General features: G+C 40.4%; 16 protein-coding genes. 4 read left to right on the top strand and 12 right to left on the bottom strand.

Annotated features, from left to right (window positions below):
- Window positions 1–41: 41 nt before the first annotated feature.
- Window positions 42–986, top strand: a complete 945-nt coding sequence (ylqF, locus tag FLM54_RS15095; protein ID WP_178956773.1) for a ribosome biogenesis GTPase YlqF — start codon at window positions 42–44, stop codon at window positions 984–986.
- A gap of 1,164 nt (window positions 987–2,150) precedes the next feature.
- Window positions 2,151–4,235, top strand: coding sequence for an elongation factor G (gene fusA / locus FLM54_RS15090; RefSeq protein WP_138609530.1), 2,085 nt, complete (start codon window positions 2,151–2,153; stop codon window positions 4,233–4,235).
- A gap of 310 nt (window positions 4,236–4,545) precedes the next feature.
- Here fusA and FLM54_RS15085 read toward each other — a convergent pair whose 3' ends face one another.
- From FLM54_RS15085 to FLM54_RS15030, 12 genes are all read right to left on the bottom strand, one after another.
- Entirely contained in the window at window positions 4,546–7,209 is a 2,664-nt protein-coding gene (locus tag FLM54_RS15085) for an ExeM/NucH family extracellular endonuclease (protein ID WP_178956772.1), read from the bottom strand.
- Between the two features lie 265 nt (window positions 7,210–7,474).
- Window positions 7,475–8,482 carry a porphobilinogen synthase gene (gene hemB / locus FLM54_RS15080; protein WP_138609534.1) on the bottom strand — a complete coding sequence of 336 codons (1,008 nt, stop codon included), beginning with the start codon at window positions 8,480–8,482 and terminating at the stop codon, window positions 7,475–7,477.
- Window positions 8,483–8,494: 12 nt separating this feature from the next.
- Window positions 8,495–10,354: a diguanylate cyclase gene (locus tag FLM54_RS15075; RefSeq protein ID WP_178956771.1), complete on the bottom strand. Its 1,860-nt coding sequence runs from the start codon at window positions 10,352–10,354 to the stop codon at window positions 8,495–8,497.
- Window positions 10,354–11,139: a TatD family hydrolase gene (locus tag FLM54_RS15070; RefSeq protein ID WP_178956770.1), complete on the bottom strand. Its 786-nt coding sequence runs from the start codon at window positions 11,137–11,139 to the stop codon at window positions 10,354–10,356. The genes FLM54_RS15075 and FLM54_RS15070 overlap by 1 nt, the downstream gene beginning before the upstream one ends.
- Complete coding sequence (locus tag FLM54_RS15065; RefSeq protein WP_138609540.1) at window positions 11,139–11,648, bottom strand: hypothetical protein; 510 nt, start codon at window positions 11,646–11,648, stop codon at window positions 11,139–11,141. Before FLM54_RS15065 ends, FLM54_RS15070 begins: the two co-directional genes overlap by 1 nt.
- Window position 11,649: 1 nt before the next feature.
- The gene (gene tatC, locus FLM54_RS15060) at window positions 11,650–12,390 is read right to left on the bottom strand and encodes a twin-arginine translocase subunit TatC (RefSeq protein WP_008108549.1); all 741 of its coding nucleotides are present in this window, start codon (window positions 12,388–12,390) and stop codon (window positions 11,650–11,652) included.
- A gap of 48 nt (window positions 12,391–12,438) precedes the next feature.
- Window positions 12,439–12,771, bottom strand: a complete 333-nt coding sequence (tatB, locus tag FLM54_RS15055; protein WP_178956769.1) for a Sec-independent protein translocase protein TatB — start codon at window positions 12,769–12,771, stop codon at window positions 12,439–12,441.
- A 5-nt stretch (window positions 12,772–12,776) separates the two neighbouring features.
- Window positions 12,777–13,037 (bottom strand): Sec-independent protein translocase subunit TatA, encoded by a 261-nt coding sequence (gene tatA, locus FLM54_RS15050; protein ID WP_178956768.1) that lies wholly within the window; start codon window positions 13,035–13,037, stop codon window positions 12,777–12,779.
- Window positions 13,038–13,116: 79 nt separating this feature from the next.
- The gene (ubiB, locus tag FLM54_RS15045; protein ID WP_178956767.1) at window positions 13,117–14,718 is read right to left on the bottom strand and encodes a ubiquinone biosynthesis regulatory protein kinase UbiB; all 1,602 of its coding nucleotides are present in this window, start codon (window positions 14,716–14,718) and stop codon (window positions 13,117–13,119) included.
- Window positions 14,719–14,735: 17 nt separating this feature from the next.
- A complete protein-coding gene (locus FLM54_RS15040) occupies window positions 14,736–15,395 on the bottom strand; it encodes an SCP2 domain-containing protein (protein WP_178956766.1) in 660 nt (219 codons plus the stop codon).
- 12 nt (window positions 15,396–15,407) lie between these two features.
- Window positions 15,408–16,163 carry a bifunctional demethylmenaquinone methyltransferase/2-methoxy-6-polyprenyl-1,4-benzoquinol methylase UbiE gene (gene ubiE, locus FLM54_RS15035; RefSeq protein ID WP_008108541.1) on the bottom strand — a complete coding sequence of 252 codons (756 nt, stop codon included), beginning with the start codon at window positions 16,161–16,163 and terminating at the stop codon, window positions 15,408–15,410.
- Between the two features lie 107 nt (window positions 16,164–16,270).
- Window positions 16,271–17,227, bottom strand: a complete 957-nt coding sequence (locus tag FLM54_RS15030; RefSeq protein WP_178956765.1) for a diguanylate cyclase domain-containing protein — start codon at window positions 17,225–17,227, stop codon at window positions 16,271–16,273.
- 332 nt (window positions 17,228–17,559) lie between these two features.
- On the opposite strand from FLM54_RS15030, the gene FLM54_RS15025 reads away from it, so the two are divergent.
- Together FLM54_RS15025 and FLM54_RS15020 are read left to right on the top strand one after the other, a co-directional pair.
- On the top strand, window positions 17,560–19,338 hold the full coding sequence (locus FLM54_RS15025) for a DUF885 family protein (protein WP_178956764.1): 1,779 nt from the start codon (window positions 17,560–17,562) through the stop codon (window positions 19,336–19,338).
- A gap of 77 nt (window positions 19,339–19,415) precedes the next feature.
- Window positions 19,416–20,897, top strand: coding sequence for an FMN-binding glutamate synthase family protein (locus FLM54_RS15020; RefSeq protein WP_178956763.1), 1,482 nt, complete (start codon window positions 19,416–19,418; stop codon window positions 20,895–20,897).
- Window positions 20,898–20,903 lie beyond the last annotated feature (6 nt).

The following is a 20,903-nucleotide window of genomic DNA, read 5'->3' as shown; positions in this document are numbered from 1 at the left end:
GCCAGTTAAAATAGCTACAAATTATATGTTAGGAGTTAAAAATGGCTATCCAGTGGTTCCCTGGGCACATGAATAAAGCCCGAAATGAAATTAAAGAAATAATGCCACAAATGGATGTGATCATTGAAGTGCTAGATGCGCGCATTCCTTACAGTAGCGAAAACCCGATGGTGGCTACTTTGCGTGAAGGTAAGCCGGTCATCAAAATATTGAATAAAGCCGATTTAGCTGACCCTAAAATGACCCAAGCGTGGAAGGATTACTTTGAGCAAGAAAACGGCGTAAAAGCGATTGCATTTGGTAACGATAAAGCCGCAGAGGTGCATCGTATTAATGAGCTGTGTAAAAAGTTAGTACCACATAAAGTCGGTGCCGATAAGCAAATTAAAGCTATGATCATGGGGATTCCTAACGTAGGTAAATCTACGCTCATTAATGTACTTGCTGGACGTATAGTGGCTAAAACCGGCAATGAGCCTGCAGTGACTAAGGCGCAGCAACGTATTAAACTTGATGATGGCATTATGCTTTACGATACGCCTGGGATGCTGTGGCCAAAATTAGAAAACGAAAACTCAGGTTATCGTTTAGGCGCAACCGGAGCAATACGTGATACCGCTATTGAGTACGAAGAAGTGGCAAGCTACACCGCTGAGTATTTATTACATGCCTATCCTGAGCTTTTAAAAGCGCGCTATAAATTAGATGAATTGCCAGAAAGCGATTGGGAATTTGTTGAAATGGCGGGTAAAAAACGTGGCTGTATTCGCGGTGGCAACCAAATCGATACGTATAAAATGTCAGAAATTCTAATTAATGAATTACGAGATGGCATTATTGGTCGTATTACCATGGAGACACCTGCCATGCGTGAAGAGGAAGAAATAATGGTAGCTGGATTGCGCGCGGCGGCAGAAGCGAAAAAGCAAGCCAAAGAAGAAGAGAAAAAACAACGCCGAGCACGTGCACGAAAAAACCGCCGTTAATTTTTAAAGCGTAGGTTAAAGCCTTACGCATTAAATTACAGACATAAAAAAAGCCCGTAAGGGCTTTTTTAGTTTCATATCTACCGTCACCGATATGAGCAATGTAGCAAGTAAATGAGTAGGGCGGAAACAGGTCATAAACAGCAAGGGACGTTGTGGTTTATAACAGGTTTCCATAGCTGTTAACGTGCGCCACACGTTTGTTTCAGGGTCGAGAAACACATGAATTTTTCCGTCACAAGAAGCAATGCATGCCTTCTTGTTGATAGTGATTATCAGTTAGATTTGAGTGACTGTCAACACCTTAATGAAAATAGTTCTCATTAAGTTTATGTTGGCTTTATATTAAATTACAGGCATAAAAAAAGCCCGTAAGGGCTTTTTAGTTTCATATCAACCGTCACCGATATGAGCAATGTAGCAAGTAAGTAATAGACGATTATCTGCAATCAATATCAAGGGGCGTTGTGATTAATTACAGATAATCTTGGCTTTAACGTGAGCCACACGTTGTTTCAGGGTCGAGAAACAAATGAACTTTACCGTCACAAAAAGCAATGTACTTTCTTCTTGTTGAGATTGATTATCAGTTAGATTTATATAGTTGTCAACACCTAAATGCAAATAATTCTTATTTTAACTTTTTGTTCATTTATAGTACTAAAGTAAGGGCTGTAAAACGGATTTCATGTTGCGGGGAAAACACTACTTTATGGCTACTATTAAATAAGCTGAAGCGAAGCTATTGGGCAAAAGTAGCCTGTCACTAACCGGTGTTGCCTGTATCTATAAAGTAATAACTGACCTGGCTTTGTTAGAAATTAAAGCCAAAACAGCAGGCAATTTAGTTATTAGCAACAAGGTTAAAACCATGAGTTTTGGGTTACTTTACTAATAAAATGCATATGACAAAAAAGTTGTATTTGCTTCATACCACCACTTAATGGCACTTTTAATGTTCAACAATAACGCTGATAAAGGCTTAAGTCGTTTAAATACGGTTTATAACAAGCCCCTTTTAAGTCCATCTCTTACCTCGAAATATCTTTAAAGCAAGTTTTTTATAAATTGATTGCATTTTAAGCGACTTCTATGGTGATGTTCGCTTTAAGTAATGCTATACTCCCGCCGAATAATTTATCGACTTTATTAAGAGTAAAATTAATGGCAGATTTATCGAAGTACAGAAACATTGGTATTTTCGCGCACGTTGATGCGGGTAAAACCACAACTACTGAGCGTATCCTAAAGCTTACAGGTACTATCCACAAAACAGGTGAGGTTCATGATGGTGAATCGACTACCGATTTCATGGATCAAGAAGCTGAGCGCGGTATTACTATCCAGTCTGCGGCAGTAAGCTGTTTCTGGAAAGATCACCGCTTTAACGTTATCGATACTCCTGGACACGTTGACTTCACAGTTGAAGTTTACCGTTCACTTAAAGTATTAGATGGCGGTGTGGGTGTATTCTGTGGTTCTGGTGGTGTTGAACCACAATCAGAAACTAACTGGCGTTACGCGAATGAGTCAGGTGTTGCACGTATTATCTTCGTAAACAAATTAGACCGTATGGGTGCTGATTTTTACCGTGTAACAGCGCAAGTACAAAAAGTACTTGGTGCTACTCCACTTATCATGACTTTACCAATCGGTATTGAAGATGATTTTGTTGGTGTTGTTGATGTTTTAAACAAGCAAGCATACGTATGGGATGACACTGGCCTTCCAGAAAACTACGAAATCACAGACGTTCCTGCAGACATGGTAGAAAAAACTGAAGAATACCATGAGATGCTTATCGAAACTGCTGTAGAGCAAGACGATGACCTAATGGAAGCGTACATGGAAGGTGAAGTACCTTCAGTTGAAGATATCAAGCGTTGTATCCGTAAAGGTACTCGTGACCTTGCTTTCTTCCCAACGTTCTGTGGTTCTGCATTCAAAAACAAAGGTATGCAATTAGTACTTGATGCTGTTGTTGATTACTTACCTGCACCTACAGAAGTTGATCCTCAACCTCTTATGGATGAAGAAGGTAACGAAAACGGCGAGCATGCAATTGTATCTGCAGACGAACCTTTCAAAGCGCTTGCATTCAAAATCATGGATGACCGTTTTGGCGCATTAACTTTCGTACGTATCTACTCTGGTAAGCTTAACAAGGGTGACACAATCCTTAATGCGTTTACTGGTAAAACTGAGCGTGTTGGCCGTATGGTTGAGATGCAAGCAGATGAGCGTAAAGAGCTTACTTCAGCACAAGCGGGCGATATCATCGCTATCGTTGGTATGAAGAACGTGCAAACTGGTCACACTCTATGTGATCCTAAGCACCCAGTAACTCTAGAGCCAATGGTTTTCCCAACTCCAGTAATCTCGATTGCTGTACAGCCTAAAGATAAAGGCGGTAATGAGAAAATGGGTGTTGCTATCGGTAAAATGGTTGCAGAAGATCCATCTTTCCAAGTTGAGACTGATGAAGATTCAGGCGAAACTATCCTTAAAGGTATGGGTGAGCTTCACTTAGATATCAAAGTAGATATCCTTAAGCGTACTTACGGCGTAGACCTTATCGTTGGTCAGCCTCAAGTTGCTTACCGTGAAACTATCACTCGTGAAATCGAAGATAGCTACACGCATAAGAAACAATCTGGTGGTTCTGGTCAGTTCGGTAAAATCGATTACCGCATCAAGCCAGGCGAAGTGGGTTCTGGTTTCGCGTTCACTTCATCAGTTGTTGGTGGTAACGTACCTAAAGAATTCTGGCCTGCAGTTGAGAAAGGCTTTAAGTCAATGATGGGTGAAGGTGTTCTAGCTGGCTTCCCAGTACTTGACGTTGAAGTTGAGCTTTTCGACGGTGGCTTCCACGCCGTGGATTCATCTGCAATTGCTTTCGAAATCGCTGCTAAAGGCGCTTTCCGTCAGTCTATCCCTAAAGCGGGTGCACAACTTCTTGAGCCAATCATGAAAGTTGACGTGTTCACACCTGAAGATCACGTTGGTGATGTAATCGGTGACCTTAACCGTCGTCGTGGTATGTTAAGCAATCAAGAAGCTGGTTTAACAGGCGTTCGTATTAAAGCTGACGTACCGTTATCAGAAATGTTCGGTTACATCGGTTCACTACGTACAATGACATCTGGTCGTGGTCAGTTCTCTATGGAGTTCTCACACTACGCTGCATGTCCACAAAACGTAGCTGACACTGTAATCGCTGCAGAAAAAGAGAAAAATGCTGCTAAGTAATTAGCACTTTAACTCTTTGAAAAACCCGCACTTGTTGCGGGTTTTTTATTGTCTGAAGTTTGCAAGCAGGTGAATGCTATCAATACCAACCGGCAATAAGACTTAATCATTTTGAGGGGATAAACCAGAGGCTAGCTGCGTTAAAGTTTTCTCAACAAAAATAATTAAAAACGAAATTTTTGCTTTGTTATCGACACAATTTTCCTGTTCTTAATATAACTCACTTAATTAAGTGAATGAGTATAAGTGTTTTTGCTGTTTATAAAAAAAGCCGCTAGTGCGGCTTTTTTATGTTAATAGCAATGTGATATTAATCTACGTACTTGGTTGCTTTATAAGTGAGCTTAACATTACCAAAAGGAATGGCGCCGTTTACACGCACTCGCCACTTACCTTCTTGTGGATTGGTAAAAGAGCAGCTTTCACTATTACCTAGGCTAATTGAAGCACAATCTTTTCTGAAAAGCGTTGGGTTTCTTTTGTGGCGTACAAATAAGTTTGCATCACCCCAGCCACCTTCAAGGCTAACGGTTAACTCGTCGTAACCTTGCGGGATTTCAAAGCTGTAGCTTTTCCACCAAAACCAGCCACCAATATTATTAATTTCGCCAATAATTACTTCAGGTTCTGGCTCAGGTGGCGCGATAATAGTTGAACGAATATCGACAATAACAGGGTCATGATCTGATGCTCTGTAAGGTCCTTGAGCATACAAGCTTGATTGCTGTGCGTCAGATTTAAATTCAACATTATAATCAAGTGAAATAGGTTCATCGGCGTTAATATGCCAATCACTGGCGCTCACTACTTTACTTAATAAGCTCGGGCTTGCTAGGGCGTGATCTAAACTTCCTGCACGACCAGAAAAGCTGTAAGAATAACCTAAAGTGTTGCTATCTAGCTCAGCAACCACATTTTTAAGGCCTTTATCAGCAAATGCACGGATAGGATCTTCCATTGCATACGCGTTCATGTCGCCAACAAGAATGATATCTTCATCATCAACCCCTGTTGGTTTACTATTTAACCAATCAGCAAATGCATTTGCGCCAGCAGTTCTGATTTCATTCCAACATGCTTGACCGTCACCTTGATCAGCATTGCCACCAGTTGCGCTTCTACAACCACCTTTAGATTTAAGATGAGCAACCGCAACAGTAAAGACTTCTTCTGTCTCTAAAGATTTAAAGCTTTGTGCAATAGGTGCACGGTTACTGTAATCGAAAGGCGCATCGGTAGTAATTGCTGCAGTACCCACTTGCTGCACTTTATCCGCACGGTAAATAAGTGCAGTAGTGATAGCGTCGGTGCCTATTTTATCAACACCAAAGTCTACAAATGCATATTGATTTTGACTATCAGCGTCATTAAGTGCATTTACTAAACTAGCAACAGCACTAAATTCGCCAAAACCGTCATTTTCAATTTCCATTAAGCCAATCACATCTGCTTGCATAGCACTGATAGCGCTGACTAGCTTGGCTTGTTGACGAATTAACTCGGCTTCTGAATCAGCACCACGGCTAGTTGGGAAACCGCCACCTTGGCCATCGCCATTAAAGTAGTTAAGTACGTTAAAGCTGGCAACACGCAAATCAGCGTCAGGGTTTAACTCTGGTGCATCGGTGCGTGGATTGGTTGCTATAAACTGAGGTGTTGTTGTTGGGTGAATACGGTAAGTACTAAAGCTGTAAGCTAGCGCACCTGTTACAGAATTTACTGTATCGCCTGTGCGTAAAGTATTCTCTGCTGATAACCCAGGGACAGGATAAGCGATAGGATCGCGGTTTTGACGAGTTGAGCCATCATCTAAGAGTATTTTTTTATTTAGATTTTGTGCTTCAACCGCATTCGCAGCCGCGCCAGGAAGTGCAACTTGAGTACCTTGGTATAAGCGTTCAGTGGCAAGTTCTAGCTCTCCATAGCGACCTAAACCATAATTGTTAGTAACAATAAGCGGCTGCTCTAAGGTAACCAGCATACCTTCAAACGCTTCTAATTCACTTGGTTCGGTGACGGGCAGAGTGACTTTAGTTGGGTAAGCTGAAAGGCCGGTATCACAAATAGCAACTTGACTAACATTGCCAATTTGGGTGGCATCAAAATACTCTTCAACAGTACCTTGTACGCGAACGTGATCACCCACATTAACATCCGTAGTGGCAAAGTAAACAAATACCCCTTCAGAGGTAAGTGGGTTTGCATCTTCATCACTATTAAGTGAATTTACAAAAAAGCCTTTGAGCTGATCATCTGCTTGGAAATCAGCTGTTACTACACCTTCAAACTCAACCACAGTGTTAACTAGTGGGCTGCTTGTGCCTTCGCCTTGAATGCTGCTAATTAATGTTTTTTCAGCGCCACATAATAAAGGCTCTTCAGGTTCTGGGTCTGGATCAGGGTTAGGTGAAGAATTTCCTGCAAATATGCCTAAATCACTAAAGTCATCTTGCTCAAATTGCAGCCATTGCTCGCTTGGGTTGAAACTATCATCGGCGTCAGTGCGCCCATTTAATTCAGTTTCTTTGCGGCGTAATGTTTTATTTTGTGTTTTCACGCCCCCTTCTGACCAAAATGAACCAGGGTCTACACCGCGCTGGCCAAAGCTATCAATAACCACAGAGCCTTGTGTAAGTACCAGTGCATCGTCGCCATTAAAGTTAGTCACGGCGCTGAGTTGGTCAGCTTTTTCTTTTAGTTCTGCTGATGCATTACCATTAACAATCACGTAGGTGCTATTTGCAGCAAGTTCGCCAGTTAAATCGAATGTATTATTTGCATCTGTACTGCCATTTGAATAGAGGCTAAGGGTATGGCCATCTAATGACAGTGGGGTTGTCGAATTGTTAAATAGTTCTATTGCTTTATTATAGCTACTGCCTTCTACGTACTCAGATATAACGAGGTTAGCGGTAGCGGGTGCACTTAGGCTTGCTAATACAAGCGCCAAAGGCGTTATTTTTGTTTTTAACATTATTATTTTTCCCGTGTTTTTGTTTCCCCAAATGGGACGCTTAGTGTAATGAAAAATGATTACAAATAGAATACAGAATGTTAACAAACTTGGTTTTTGTTATTTTTGAGGTTGAATGTACAGTGGGTGTTTGGTTTTAGGTAAGGCAGAACCTATGTAGTGTGATTACTTCCCATAAATAGGGAACGCTGTAAAAATGCCAAATATGTGCTGCCCTTAAACATAAAAAAGGGCAATAAAGCCCTTTTATATCAATATGTCGTTATTATTTATTTAAATAGCGAGCAGCTTGCTTAGCAAAGTAAGTCAGAATGCCGTCTGCGCCAGCGCGTTTAAATGCTAATAAAGACTCCATTATGGTTGCTTCTTCGCTTAGCCAGCCGTTATCAATAGCGGCTTTATGCATCGCATATTCGCCACTTACTTGATAAGCGAATGTTGGAACACCAAACTCATCTTTAACACGGCGAACAATATCAAGGTATGGCATACCAGGTTTAACCATTACCATGTCAGCGCCTTCTTGAAGATCAAGTGCCACTTCGCGAATTGCTTCATCAGAGTTGGCAGGATCCATTTGGTATGTTTTTTTATCAGCGCCTTTTAAGTTACCCGCAGAACCGACAGCATCTCTAAATGGACCATAGTAGCTTGACGCATACTTTGCAGAATAGGCCATAATGCGGGTATGAATAAAGCCATCGGCTTCAAGAGCTTCACGAATTGCACCAATACGACCATCCATCATGTCTGATGGGGCAACAACATCTGCGCCAGCCTCTGCATGTGATAGCGCCTGCTTAACTAAAATTTCGGTAGTGACGTCGTTAATCACATAGCCTGCATCATCAATAATGCCGTCTTGACCATGCACTGTAAATGGGTCAAGTGCAACATCGGTGATCACGCCAAGCTCTGGGAAGGTTTCTTTTAATGCGCGTACTGTTCTTTGAGCTAAGCCATCATCGTTATAAGCTTCTTCAGCGAGTAGAGACTTTTTATCTGCAGGAGTAACAGGAAAAATAGCGAGCGCAGGGACGCCTAAATCTACCAGTTCTTTAGCTTCTTCTAGCAGTAAATCAATTGATAAACGTTCAATACCGGGCATTGATTCAATGCTTTCACGGCGGTTTTTACCTTCAAGCACAAACACAGGATAAATAAGATCATTAATACTCAGCTGATTTTCAGCCATAAGGCGACGAGAGAAATCGTTACGGCGCATTCTACGCATGCGAGTATATGGGAAAAGGTCTAGTCCAGATTGGGCCATAAGTATACGCTCCTACTGTGGGATTGAAAAATTAACCACTTGATTGCGGCCATGTTGTTTTGCTAAATAGAGTGCCTTATCGGCATAATCAGTAAATAGTTCAGGGTTATGAATGTCATCGGCAATTTGGGTATAAACACCGGCACTAATGGTAAAGTCGATAATTGTACCTGCTACATTTACAGTATTATTTGCTATTGCTAGGCGTGTTTGCTCTGCAATGATCAGTGCACCTGGGTTATCAGTATTAGGTAGTAAAATGACAAATTCTTCACCACCATAACGCGCTACTTCGTCAAGTGGGCGCTTAAGCTGTTGTTTAATGGTATCAGATACCGCCCTGATAACTTGATCGCCGGTTAAGTGGCCATAGTTATCGTTAATTGATTTAAATTTGTCGATATCTAGCATAATAATACTCAATGGTGTTTGTTCACGGCGCGAACGACGAATTTCCATAAGTAACTTTTTATCAAAAAAACGTCTATTTTTAATGCCAGTTAGCGCATCTTCCATATTGAGTTGTTCAAGTTCATGGTTTTTATCTTCAAGCTCTCTAAGTGTGACTTGTAATTCAAAGGTGCGTTCATCTACTTGGCTTTCAAGCTCTTGGCGGGTGCGCTCTTGTAATTCGATCCGCTCATTTAATAGCGCATCTTGTGCGGCGCTTTGTGCAATCAATGCTTGCTGTGCTGTTACTTGCTCATCGCGTTGCAATATAAACAATTTTATGACGGTATAGCTTAGACAAAATGAGCAACCTAAAGACGCTGCAAAGGTGAGCATTAAGCTCGCTCTTGTAACAGTGTAGAAGCCTGTTAACGCAATGGAAAAATGAATAACCACAATTAAAAAGAACCCAAGTGCCATTAAGAGCGATTTATTGGGGCTAGTGGGATTTTTACGTAAATAAAATAACGTTGTGACAACATGATAAATTAAAATTACAGGGATGCTCAAAATAGCAAATAAAGCTACGCTGGGAGTAGGAAGCAACCAAATAAGTAAAATAATTAATGCGTATAGTGCGGTAATTATTGTTTGCCCTTTTACTAAATTAGACTCAATAGCGGTGCAAACATGGCGCTGTAAAGGAAGAAACGATATCGTGATCAGCATCAGCAAAATAGGCAGCATTAACTGTTGTAGGTCTGCTATGTTTGAGGGTGCATAACGAAATCCAAATCCGCCTAAGTAAGCTAAAAAGAAGCCGAGCATTAACGTAATTAAACCAGCGTAAGCAAAATAATGTTTACGTGAAAAAGCAAATAAAACCAGACTACTCACCGCTAAAGAAAAAATAAAGCCAATTAGTAATCCATAAAGTAAATTCACCATACTTTTATAAGCTAGTAACGAGTCTTGCTGCCACAGTGTTAATGGTACGCGCAGCCCAATACCTGAATCATTATTAACTTTAAGGTACACAGTAGTTTCACTGTTAGCGGGAAGAGTTAACTTGACTAGTAAAGACTCACTCTTGATTACTCTTTGCGAAAGCGCAAGCGTATCACCTATATGAGTTGATGTGAGTAGTTTATCACCCATAAAGTGAGCAAGGGAAACGTCATTCAAAAGAGGGTTGTCTAGTGACAGTAAGGGCATTAGCGGCTGCGATAACTGATTTTTAATTTTAAATTGAATCCATACAGGTCGAGACTCAAGGCCTAAATTAAGTGGCTTATTATTAAGTAGCAGCCATTCTTGTAAATTACTTTGTCGTGCATCTTCTAATGAGGTAGGAGCAAACGAATAATGAATATCTTCTATTTTTTTTGAATTAAATTCGCTATTTATCTCGATTGCACTTGCAGGAAAACAGGATGCATAAAACACCATAATGAATACCAGCAAAGCGCAAAAGGTTCGCATTATTTTTTCTCTAATCCAAATAAGCGGTTAAAGTTGTCGCTCGTATGTTTTGCCACTTCACAAGCAGAAACACCATAAAGCTGAGCAAGTGTATCACAAACATAATGCAGCAATGCTGGCTCATTACGTCTTGATTTTGGCTTAGGTTTGACAGTGCGAGGGATTAAAAAGGGTGCATCGGTTTCAATTAATAAACGCTCAATGGGAATGCTAGGGATCAGTTGTTGTAATTCTTTGCCGCGTCGTTCGTCACATACCCAGCCGGTAATACCAATATAAAGACCCAGGTTTAAGTAACCTGCAAGTGCTTGTGCATCACCAGTAAAACAGTGCAGTACACCGCGAACAGTAAACTCATTTAAAATAGCAAGCATGTCGTCACTGGCATCACGTTCATGTAAGTAAACTGGCAGATTTAGCTTTTCAGCTAATGCGAGCTGACGACGAAACACATCACGCTGCACATCTCTTGGAGAAAAGTCACGATTGTAATCTAGTCCGCATTCACCAATTGCAATAACTTGCTCATTTTGTGCGAGTTTAGTGAGCTGTTGTTCAAGTTCAGAGGTTGCTGTTTTTGCATCATGAGGGTGAATACCAGCGCTAGCATATTGACCATAGCGTGCAGCAAGTATAAATGACTCCTCACTTGAACTTATATCGCAGCCAATAATTAGCATATGCTTAACGCCGACCTCTTTTGCCCGCGCGAGCACCTCTTGATGCTGACCATCAAATTGATGATTAGTTAAATTTACGCCAGCATCAATTAACGTGTATTGCATTACTGAGTACGTTTTACACGAATTGAGCGGTTTTGATCTGCTTTTTTAAGTAAAAAAGAGTTGAATACGCCACGGCTAATAGTAACAGTGTCACCTTTGTCTAGACTTAATCTATCTGAACCAATTTGACGCCATTGCTGATTATTTTCTAAGGTAATAATTAGCTCACCATAAGGGGCTTTTTTAACATTAGCTATTGTTGATGAAATTGTTTCTTCAGTATTCTTAGTAATGTTTTTATGCTCTAAACCAAACTCTTTTGCCTTGGCAGCCACAGGTGCTGTTGCGACAGCCGTGTCAGCTTTTACATTAGCTTTAACAGATTGTTGTGGTTGTTTATGCGCTGGTTGAGTGAGTGATTTTCCCGCGATAGTGTTGTCGTAACATAGTAAACGATTAAAATCGTTTTCAATAAAACTACAGGCTTGTAACGCTTGCTCATTAATAGGAGTTGCGGCTAAAACCGGTACACTTGCTAAAGCGAGTAAAGAAAGTAAATGCTTATTCATATTATTCCTCAGATTCTTGTTGTGGTTTTGCGGTATAAAATTTAGCTAAAATTAAGCCAAGCTCAAATAAAAGCAGCATAGGCAATGCTAATAAGGTTTGTGATAGCACATCGGGTGGCGTTAAAAACATCGCCACAACAAATACACCGACCACTATATAAGGGCGTTTCTCTTTTAGACTTTGTGTGGTTGTTGCACCACTCCAACAAAGCAACATAATCGCAACTGGGATTTCAAATGCAATACCAAAAGCAAAAAATAGCTTAAGTACAAAGCCTAAATAGCTACTGATATCCGGTGCTAGGGTCATCATTTGAGGACCTGCACTGGTGAAAAACCCTAAAATAATTGGCAGTACTACAAAGTAGCAAAAAGCTATGCCACCATAGAATAAGAAAATACTGGAAGCTAATATGGGCATGAGCATTTTCTTTTCGTGCTGATATAAACCGGGGGCTATAAATCCCCAAATTTGATGTAAAATCCAAGGGATCGCAGCAAATAAAGCAACAAACAACGTAAGTTTAAAGGGGGCAAAAAATGGCGCGGTGACATCTGTTGCTATCATAGTGGCAGTACTAGGTAAATGAGCGACTAAAGGAGCCGCCACAAACGTATAAATATCGTTTGCAAAGTAAACCAAACCAATAAATATCACTAAAATACTTAATAGTGATTTTATCAGCCGGTCACGTAATTCGATTAAATGAGCGACAAACCCTGACTTTACTTCTTCAGTCATTGTTTTCTATACCCTGCATTAAGCGCATGAAAAAAGAGAGTGCCATAATTACTTAGAGTCATCTGTTGATTGGTTATTAGTGGCTTGGCTTTGATCTTTTTTATAGCTGTGAGTAACTGATTGCGCTGCTTGTTGCAGCTCAGAAACAGAGTTTTGTAGGTCAGGGCTTAAATCTTTAAGACCTTGTTGCTCTGCTTTTTTTAGGTTTTCATGTAACTCGTTTACACGCAGCTCTTCACTTACTTCCGCTTTTACTGAGTTAGCCATTGCTTTGGCTGTTTTTACCCAGCGGCTTACGGTTCTAATAGCAACAGGTAAGCGTTCTGGTCCAAGTACCACCAAGCCGACAATAAATACCACAACAAGCTCCCACATTCCCATGCTGGTTAAACCTTGTTGTTGTCTTTGGTTTTGTCAGTTGTATTTATATCGGCAGGTTTTGACTCTGCTGAATTTTGTATCTGTTCCGCTTTATCTTCGCTGGCTTGTTTCTCAGTATTTTGGTCATCAGACATGGCTTTTTTAAAGCCTTTTACTGCGCCACCTAAATCACCACCTATACCGCGTAGTTTCTTCGTACCGAATAAAAGTACAATGATTGCAAGTACAATTAATAATTGCCAAATACTAATACCACCAAAACCCATGGTTTTCTCCTGCTTTTAAGCCATAAAATAATAAGGTTAAGTGCTGATTATACGCCCAAAGCGGCAAATAGCACTTAGTTTATGCGCAGCGCCAAGCCGCTATAAAGCCAATAACAGCACAACTTAAGACAACGCCAGCAGCGATTAAGTTGTGTTGTAAATAAAATAAAGCTGAGACAATCATCGCTGCACTACTAAACAACCCTAAAACCAATGGTTTATGTGAAACTTTAACTGCAGGTACGTGAGAGTGTGGTGCTCGCTTTAAATTTTGATAAATTAAATCGGGTAGTTCAGGCATTTTTTCTGCCCAAAACGGTAAGTTTGCATACATTTGCTTTAGCACAGACAGCGGACCAACTTGTTGTTTAACCCAGTCTTCTAAAAATGGCTTTGCTGTTTTCCATAAATCCAGTTGTGGATATAGCTGGCGACCTAAGCCCTCAACATATAACAAAGTTTTTTGTAGTAATACGAGCTGTGGTTGAACCTGCATATTAAAACGACGTGCGGTATTAAATAAGTTAACCAATACATGACCAAATGATATTTCAGCCAGTGGTTTATTAAAAATAGGTTCGCAAACGGTGCGAATAGCAAATTCAAACTCTTCAATGCTGGTATCAGGTGGTACCCAGCCTGAATCAACATGTAGCTGTGCTACCTGACGGTAGTCGCGGTTAAAAAAGGCAATGAAATTTTCAGCTAAATAGCGTTTATCTTCTTTATTGAGTGTTCCCACAATACCGCAATCAATACCAATATATTTAGGGTTGTGCGGGTGTTCGCGGGAGACAAAAATATTGCCTGGATGCATATCCGCATGAAAAAAACTGTCGCGAAACACTTGGGTAAAAAATACCTCTACTCCGCGCTCTGCTAATAACTTCATGTTGGTGTTTTGTGCCATCAATGCTTCAGTATCTGACACCGGAATACCGTAAATACGTTCCATAACCAGAACATTACTGCGGCTATAGTCACTGTATACTGCAGGGATATAAAGTGATTCTGAACCTTCAAAGTTACGCTTTAATTGAATACCATTAGCGCCCTCACGCATTAAATCAAGTTCATCGAGTAATGTTTTTTTATACTCTTTAACCACTTCTACAGGGCGTAAGCGTTTGGCTTCGTTAATTAACTTACCAACAACCTTAGCTAATTTTTCCATTAGTGCTAAGTCGGCATTTATTTGCTGTTCAATATTAGGACGTATAACTTTAATAACAACATCTTGCGGTTCACCTTGAGGATCAACAAGGGTAGCTGTATGCACCTGAGCAATTGAAGCCGATGCCAGAGGTGTTTGTGAAAAGTCGCTAAATAGCTGGCTAATATTATCTATTTCTAATGCTGTTTCGATGATTTTCTGTGCCAATTCACCTTCAAACGGTTCTACCTGATCTTGTAAAAAGGCTAACTCCAATGCGATATCATGAGGTAATAAGTCGCGTCGAGTTGAGAGCATTTGGCCAAACTTTATCCACACAGGGCCAAGTTGTTGCAGAGCTAAGCGAAGTCTTAAGCCTGGGGGTTTATCTTTGTGTTGATTGCGTAACCAAAACAAGCTGCCACGTGCGATTTTAGCAAACCAGGGTACTTTGTGTTTAGGTATAAGCTCATCAAGTCCGAAGCTAAGCAGGGTTTTAGTTATGTAATACAGTCGGGCAGTTGACACAAAAAATCCTTAGCGCGTTAAAGGGCTTTAATTAGGGCGTTAATACGTTGCTCAATGGCGGCAACTTGGCCTTTTAGTGCTCTATTTTGTTGTTTAAATTGCTCAAGCTCTAATGGGTGAATGGTGATTGCCAGTTCGTCTTGGCACACACTAATAAAAGTACTGTCGAGCTGAGACTTTGCTTTTTTACCTTGCTGCTTAAGCGACTGCAAGTGCAAATAAAGTTGTTGTGCAGGCGCGTCGCCAATATGCTTGGCTAGTTGCTCTGGCCAATCAATATCTACACTTGAAAAAGCTGAACTATAGCTTTGGGCTATGTTTAAATCACCTTGTAAATCAAGCTTATCTTGGCGAATAAGTTGAGTCAGCATGGCTGGGTTTTTCAGTGCTAACAACGTATCTATATTGGCGCTGATCATACAATCAGCGTCAGCATGTTCGAATGCAGTGTAAAGATGTAGCTGCTGATTGGCATAAGTAATGGTTATTTTTTGCTGCCAGTCTCTAACCTCAACTAATAAGCGCTGATGCTCTACCGTTTTTAGTTTATCGAGTAAGCTCGGATCGAGTTTAAGTGCTTGATTTAATACTTGCTCAATAAGCGAAAGTACAAAGCTCGGTAGCATAAAAAAACTGCCTGCAGCCGGTTGTTCTTTACTGTGTTCTTCAAGCGCCATAAGTTACTAACCTTAGTATTTAAATCCACGATGCAGGGCAACAATGCCACCAGTTAGATTTTGATAAGTCGCTTGCTCAAACCCTGCTTCGACCATCATCGCTTTAAGGGTTTCTTGATCTGGGTGCATACGAATTGACTCTGCTAAGTATTGGTATGATTCACTGTCGTTAGCAACTAGTTTACCCATAGTAGGTAAGATGTTGAAAGAGTAAAAATCATACGCCTTGCTGAGAAGCTCTTGCTCTGGTTTTGAAAACTCAAGAATGAGTAAACGACCCCCTGGTTTTAAAATGCGGTACATAGAGCGCAATGCTTTATTTTGATCCGTCACGTTACGTAAGCCAAAAGCAATCGTAATTAAATCAAAACTATTATCAGGGAAAGGTAAGGCTTCAGCATTCATTTGTACGTAATCAATGTTGCCTACAAGGCCTAAGTTATGCAGCTTTTCGCGGCCTACTTTTAACATTGAAGAGTTTATATCACCTAAAACAACCTGACCGGTTTCGCCAACAAGCTGGCTAAACTTTGCAGTTAAATCGCCAGTACCGCCGGCTAAATCTAATACATGATGACCTTTACGAATACCTGAGCTGGCAATTGTTTGACGTTTCCATAAACGATGAATACCAAAAGACATGAGATCATTCATAACATCGTACTTTGTCGCAACAGAATGAAATACATCAGCAACCATAGAAGCTTTTTCGGTTTCGGCAACAGTTTTATAGCCAAAATGCGTGGTCTTTTCAGGGTTCTCGTTCATGATTAATCTCTATCGTGGTAATAGAGACTAGTGTACTTGATTGTGCACCAAGGGTGCAATTTGAATATGATTTATCAGCTAATTTATTGTGTGAACAGTGTGCTTTGCTATTGAGATGCACGTGATTTAAACGCCGCGTTTGAGGCACTTTTAACTAGTTGGTTAAAGTCGCCTTGTTGTTCCGTAATCCCTAATGAGAGAGAAATGGGAGGGAGTTTTAAATCGCTTTTTGAACTGATAAAACGTAGCTTTTCGACCCCAGCTATTACTTTCTCTGCAATCAATTTAGCTGTTTCGGGCTCAATGTTAGCAAGTAGAACGATAAATTGGTCTTTTGCAGAGCGCCCGGCTAAGCCACTTTGCGAAACATACTTTTGAACTTGCTTAGCTACTTTATTTAAAATCACTTCGCCAATTGCATCACCAAAGTTATTAATAAAATGCTCTAAATTATCAATTTGAATGGCAATTGCTGAAATTGACTTGTCTTGTTTTAGCCATAATTGTGTTTGCTTAGTTAAATAATGGCGTTTGTATAAGCCTGTTTGCGGATCAATGACATGTTGTTTGCGCAAGGTATTGAGTTGTTTTTTAGTTGTTTCGTGTAGTTTTTTTGCCTGACTTAGGTCTTGTTTAAATTGCGCTTGTTGCGAGAACAGTAACTGCGTTTGCTCATTAAGTCTTTCTAAGGCGATGCGGCTATTAGCAATATTATTTTCATCTAAAGAATGTAAGCAGTCATTAACATGACCTGCGAAATCGTTAAGTTTTTTTTCGGTTTGCTGTGCATTTCGCGATAGTGAGTTGATCACGCCATTGACGTTTTCAATCATTGCTACTTCGGTTTTATGACCCTGATTTAAATATTCAAAATAGAGTTGCTCAATAAATAGCTCATCAATATTTTGTTGGGCATCTATGGCTTCATCAATAGCATTGTTAAGCGCAAAATGGATTTTACTAATGTATGTATACACAACTTGAAAATTTAAGGGGGTAGGAGGCAAAACATGATGCTCTAAAAACATACATACTTTTGTCATTTTTTCTTGTGCTATAGCCATGGAATCATGGAACATCATTTGCAATTACCAACCAAATACGCATAAATGCTGATTTATAAAACTCGTCCAATGAGGCAATTTGCTTCCAAGCACAGATACAATAATCATTATATCTGTTATTTAAAAGTAAAATGAGTCGTAGTTGGCTAAAATGGCGCTATAATTTCAATAACCGTTGTTTTTTTGAGCAATTACTCTAATTGTTAAGTATTAACTTAAGTTAATAAAATGATTACTACCGTATATTTTCGCAATTGGTCGTATATTTATTTGCTATTTATTTAGGCTACGATAGGTTTATCACATCTGTAACGTCACTAAGCTCAATAACTATGAATTTATCTCTTTCAAAAAAAATGCGTCTTTCCTTATTAAGTGTCACCTTAATGTGTTCATTAAGCGCGTGTCAGCTAACTACAATTAACGCCAATCAGCAATTTACGCAAACGGCCGAAAATATCGTAAAACATCGCCAAAATGTAAGTCCGTACAGTAATCCTGAGGGTGTTGATGGCTATTTACTTCCTAACTTATCAGCTGACTTTTTAGCGCAGCAGTATCAAAAAAACACGCAGTTATTGGCTGATTTAGATGCAATAGATATGAGCAAGCTGAGTGACGAAAACCAAATTAACTACAGTATTATTCGAGCGCAAGTGCAAAATAGTGTTGATGAATATGTATTTAACGCACACTACATGCCTTTAACGTCAGAGTATGGCTTTCATTCAAGCCTATCGTTTATTGTTAATAGCTCGGATTATAAAACTGCACAAGATTATCAAAACTACCTAAAGCGATTACAGCAAGTGCCGCGCTTTTTTGAGCAAAACATAGGCTGGATGCGTAAAGGATTAGAAGTTGGTTTAACTCAACCCAAAGCGGTATTAATTGGCTACCAAGACTCTATTACTGCCTACATTGTTGACGATGTAACACAGTCTGAATTTTACAAGCCGTTTTTAAACAATACCGCTGGCTTAAGTGATAGTGCATTTGCAGCGTTACAACAACAAGCTAAAGCAATTATTAGCAGCCAAGTTATTAAAGCCTATAAAGATTACTTAACTTTTTTTAATACTGAATACTTACCTGGCGCGCGCAGTGATATTGGTATTTCGTCAACTCCTAATGGCGAAGCCTTTTATGCAAATCGTGCTAAGTATTACACCACGACACAAATGACCCCAAAAGAAATCCATGAGCTGGGTTTAGCTGAGGTGGCGCGTATTCGCAGTGAAATGGAAGCGGTCATCAAAGAGGTGGGTTTTAAGGGCACGTTTGCAGAATTTATCCACTTTTTACGTACTGATCCGCAGTTTTACGCCACAACGCCTGAACAATTATTAAAAGAGGCCGCGTACATTGCCAAAAAAATGGATGCACAGTTACCTAAATTATTTCATACCTTACCACGCAAACCCTATGGCGTAGCGCCGGTGCCCGCCAATATTGCACCTAAGTACACTACTGGGCGCTATTCAGGTTCGAGCCGTGATGATCAAGCCGGTTTTTATTGGGTAAACACGTACGCTTTAGATAAACGACCACTCTATGCTTTAGAAGCGTTAACGCTGCACGAAGCCGTACCGGGCCATCATTTACAAATATCACTCAATGCAGAGCTTGAAAGCTTACCTAGCTATCGCCGAGATGCCTATTTATCAGCATTTGGTGAAGGCTGGGGGTTATATTCAGAGTACTTAGGGGTTGAGGCTGGTTTTTATCAAGACCCATATAGCAACTTTGGTCGTTTAACCTACGAAATGTGGCGTGCTGCACGTTTAGTGGTTGATACGGGGATGCATATGTATGGCTGGAGTCGAGAGCGTGCAATGAACTTTATGGCTGATAATACGGCACTTTCATTACATAATGTAAAAACGGAAACCGACCGTTATATTTCGTGGCCAGCACAAGCGCTGTCTTACAAAATTGGTGAGTTAACAATTAAACGTCTGCGCGCAGAGGCTGAGCAAGCATTAGGTCAGCAATTTGATATTCGTGAGTTTCATCATCAAATATTGCGCCATGGCTCAGTACCTTTGTCGGTGCTTGAGCAACAAATACGTTTGTATATACAAGCAGAGTTAGCAAAAACAGATAGCTAAAAGCGCATTATTTTGAAACTATAAAAGTGTGGTGTTATTTGATGGCATCACGCTTTTTTAGCATTTAAGGATAAGTAATGAGTCAGTTTATAATGTTCAGTATCGATGTGTTTGCCAGCCTATTTATTGTTGCATTGGGATTGCTGGTTGTATTAATTGCTATTTTTTATATTCGAGATGTTACGCAAACAAAGCATGCTATTAGGCGTAATTATCCCGTGATTGGACGTTTTCGTTATTTCTTTGAGCGCCAAGGTGAGTTTTTTAGACAGTATTTTTTTGCCCTCGATCGTGAAGAAATGCCCTTTAATCGCGCCGAGCGCAGTTGGGTCTACCGCGCGGCTAAAGATGTTGATCACACGGCCGCTTTTGGTTCAACTCAAAGTTTAGAGGCCACAGGCACAGTCATGTTTATGAACTGTGCGTTTCCTACCTTAGATGAAGAAGCCTTAGCGCCGAGCAACATAACGCTTGGCCCTTACTGTAAATTTCCTTACACCACAAATTCGCTATTTAATATATCGGGCATGAGCTTTGGTGCGCTATCCAGCCCGGCTGTACGTGCACTATCGAAGGGGGCAAAATTAGCAGGATGTTGGATGAACACGGGGGAAGGCGGCCTTAGTCCGTATCACTTAGAAGGTGGCGCCGATATTGTATTTCAAATTGGCACCGCAAAATACGGTGTACGCGACGAGCAGGGAAATTTAAGTACAGAAAAGCTAAAAGCCGTTGCTGCGCATCCAGCAGTTAAAATGTTTGAACTGAAAATGAGCCAAGGAGCTAAGCCCGGAAAAGGCGGCATGTTACCTGGGCGAAAAGTGAATGCTGAAATTGCCAAAATAAGAGGCATACCCGAAGGGCAGGATTCTATTAGCCCAAATGGGCACCCAGAGATAAAAAATCCAAGCGATATTCTAGACATGCTTACCACCATCAGAACTGCAACGGGTAAACCAACAGGCTTTAAAGCGGTTATTGGTGAACATACTTGGTTAGAAAGTTTATTCGCCGAGATTAATCATCGTGGTATTGAGTCCGCGCCCGACTTTATTACTATTGATAGTGCGGATGGCGGTACCGGCGCAGCACCACAATCTTTATTAGATTCTGTAGGGTTACCGCTTAAAGAAAGCCTCCCTTTAGTTATACAGCTATTAAAGAAACATGGTCTTAGAGAGCGAGTTAAAATTATTGTTTCGGGTAAATTAATTGTGCCTTCCAAAGTCGCATGGGCATTAGCACTAGGAGCCGACTTTGTAGTTTCTGCCCGAGGGCATATGTTTGCACTAGGCTGCATTCAGGCTATGCAATGTAATAAAGATACTTGCCCAACAGGAATTACTACGCATAATGAACGTTTACAACGTGGTTTGAATGTTGAAGATAAAGCGCAGCGAGTTGCAAATTATAATAAATACATCCATTACGGTGCGGGGCTTATTGCACATTCTTGTGGCGTTACCAGTGCTCGCGAATTAAAACGCAAACATGTACGTATAGTACAAGAAAGTGGCCTTTCTGAGCCGCTAGATAAAATGTACGAGCATTACCATTAAATACTT

It is taken from the genome of Pseudoalteromonas sp. Scap25, assembly GCF_013394125.1.
Taxonomy (GTDB): Bacteria; Pseudomonadota; Gammaproteobacteria; order Enterobacterales; family Alteromonadaceae; genus Pseudoalteromonas.
The sequence above is the reverse complement of the archived record's forward strand: the minus strand, read 5'-3'. Positions and strand labels throughout refer to the sequence as shown.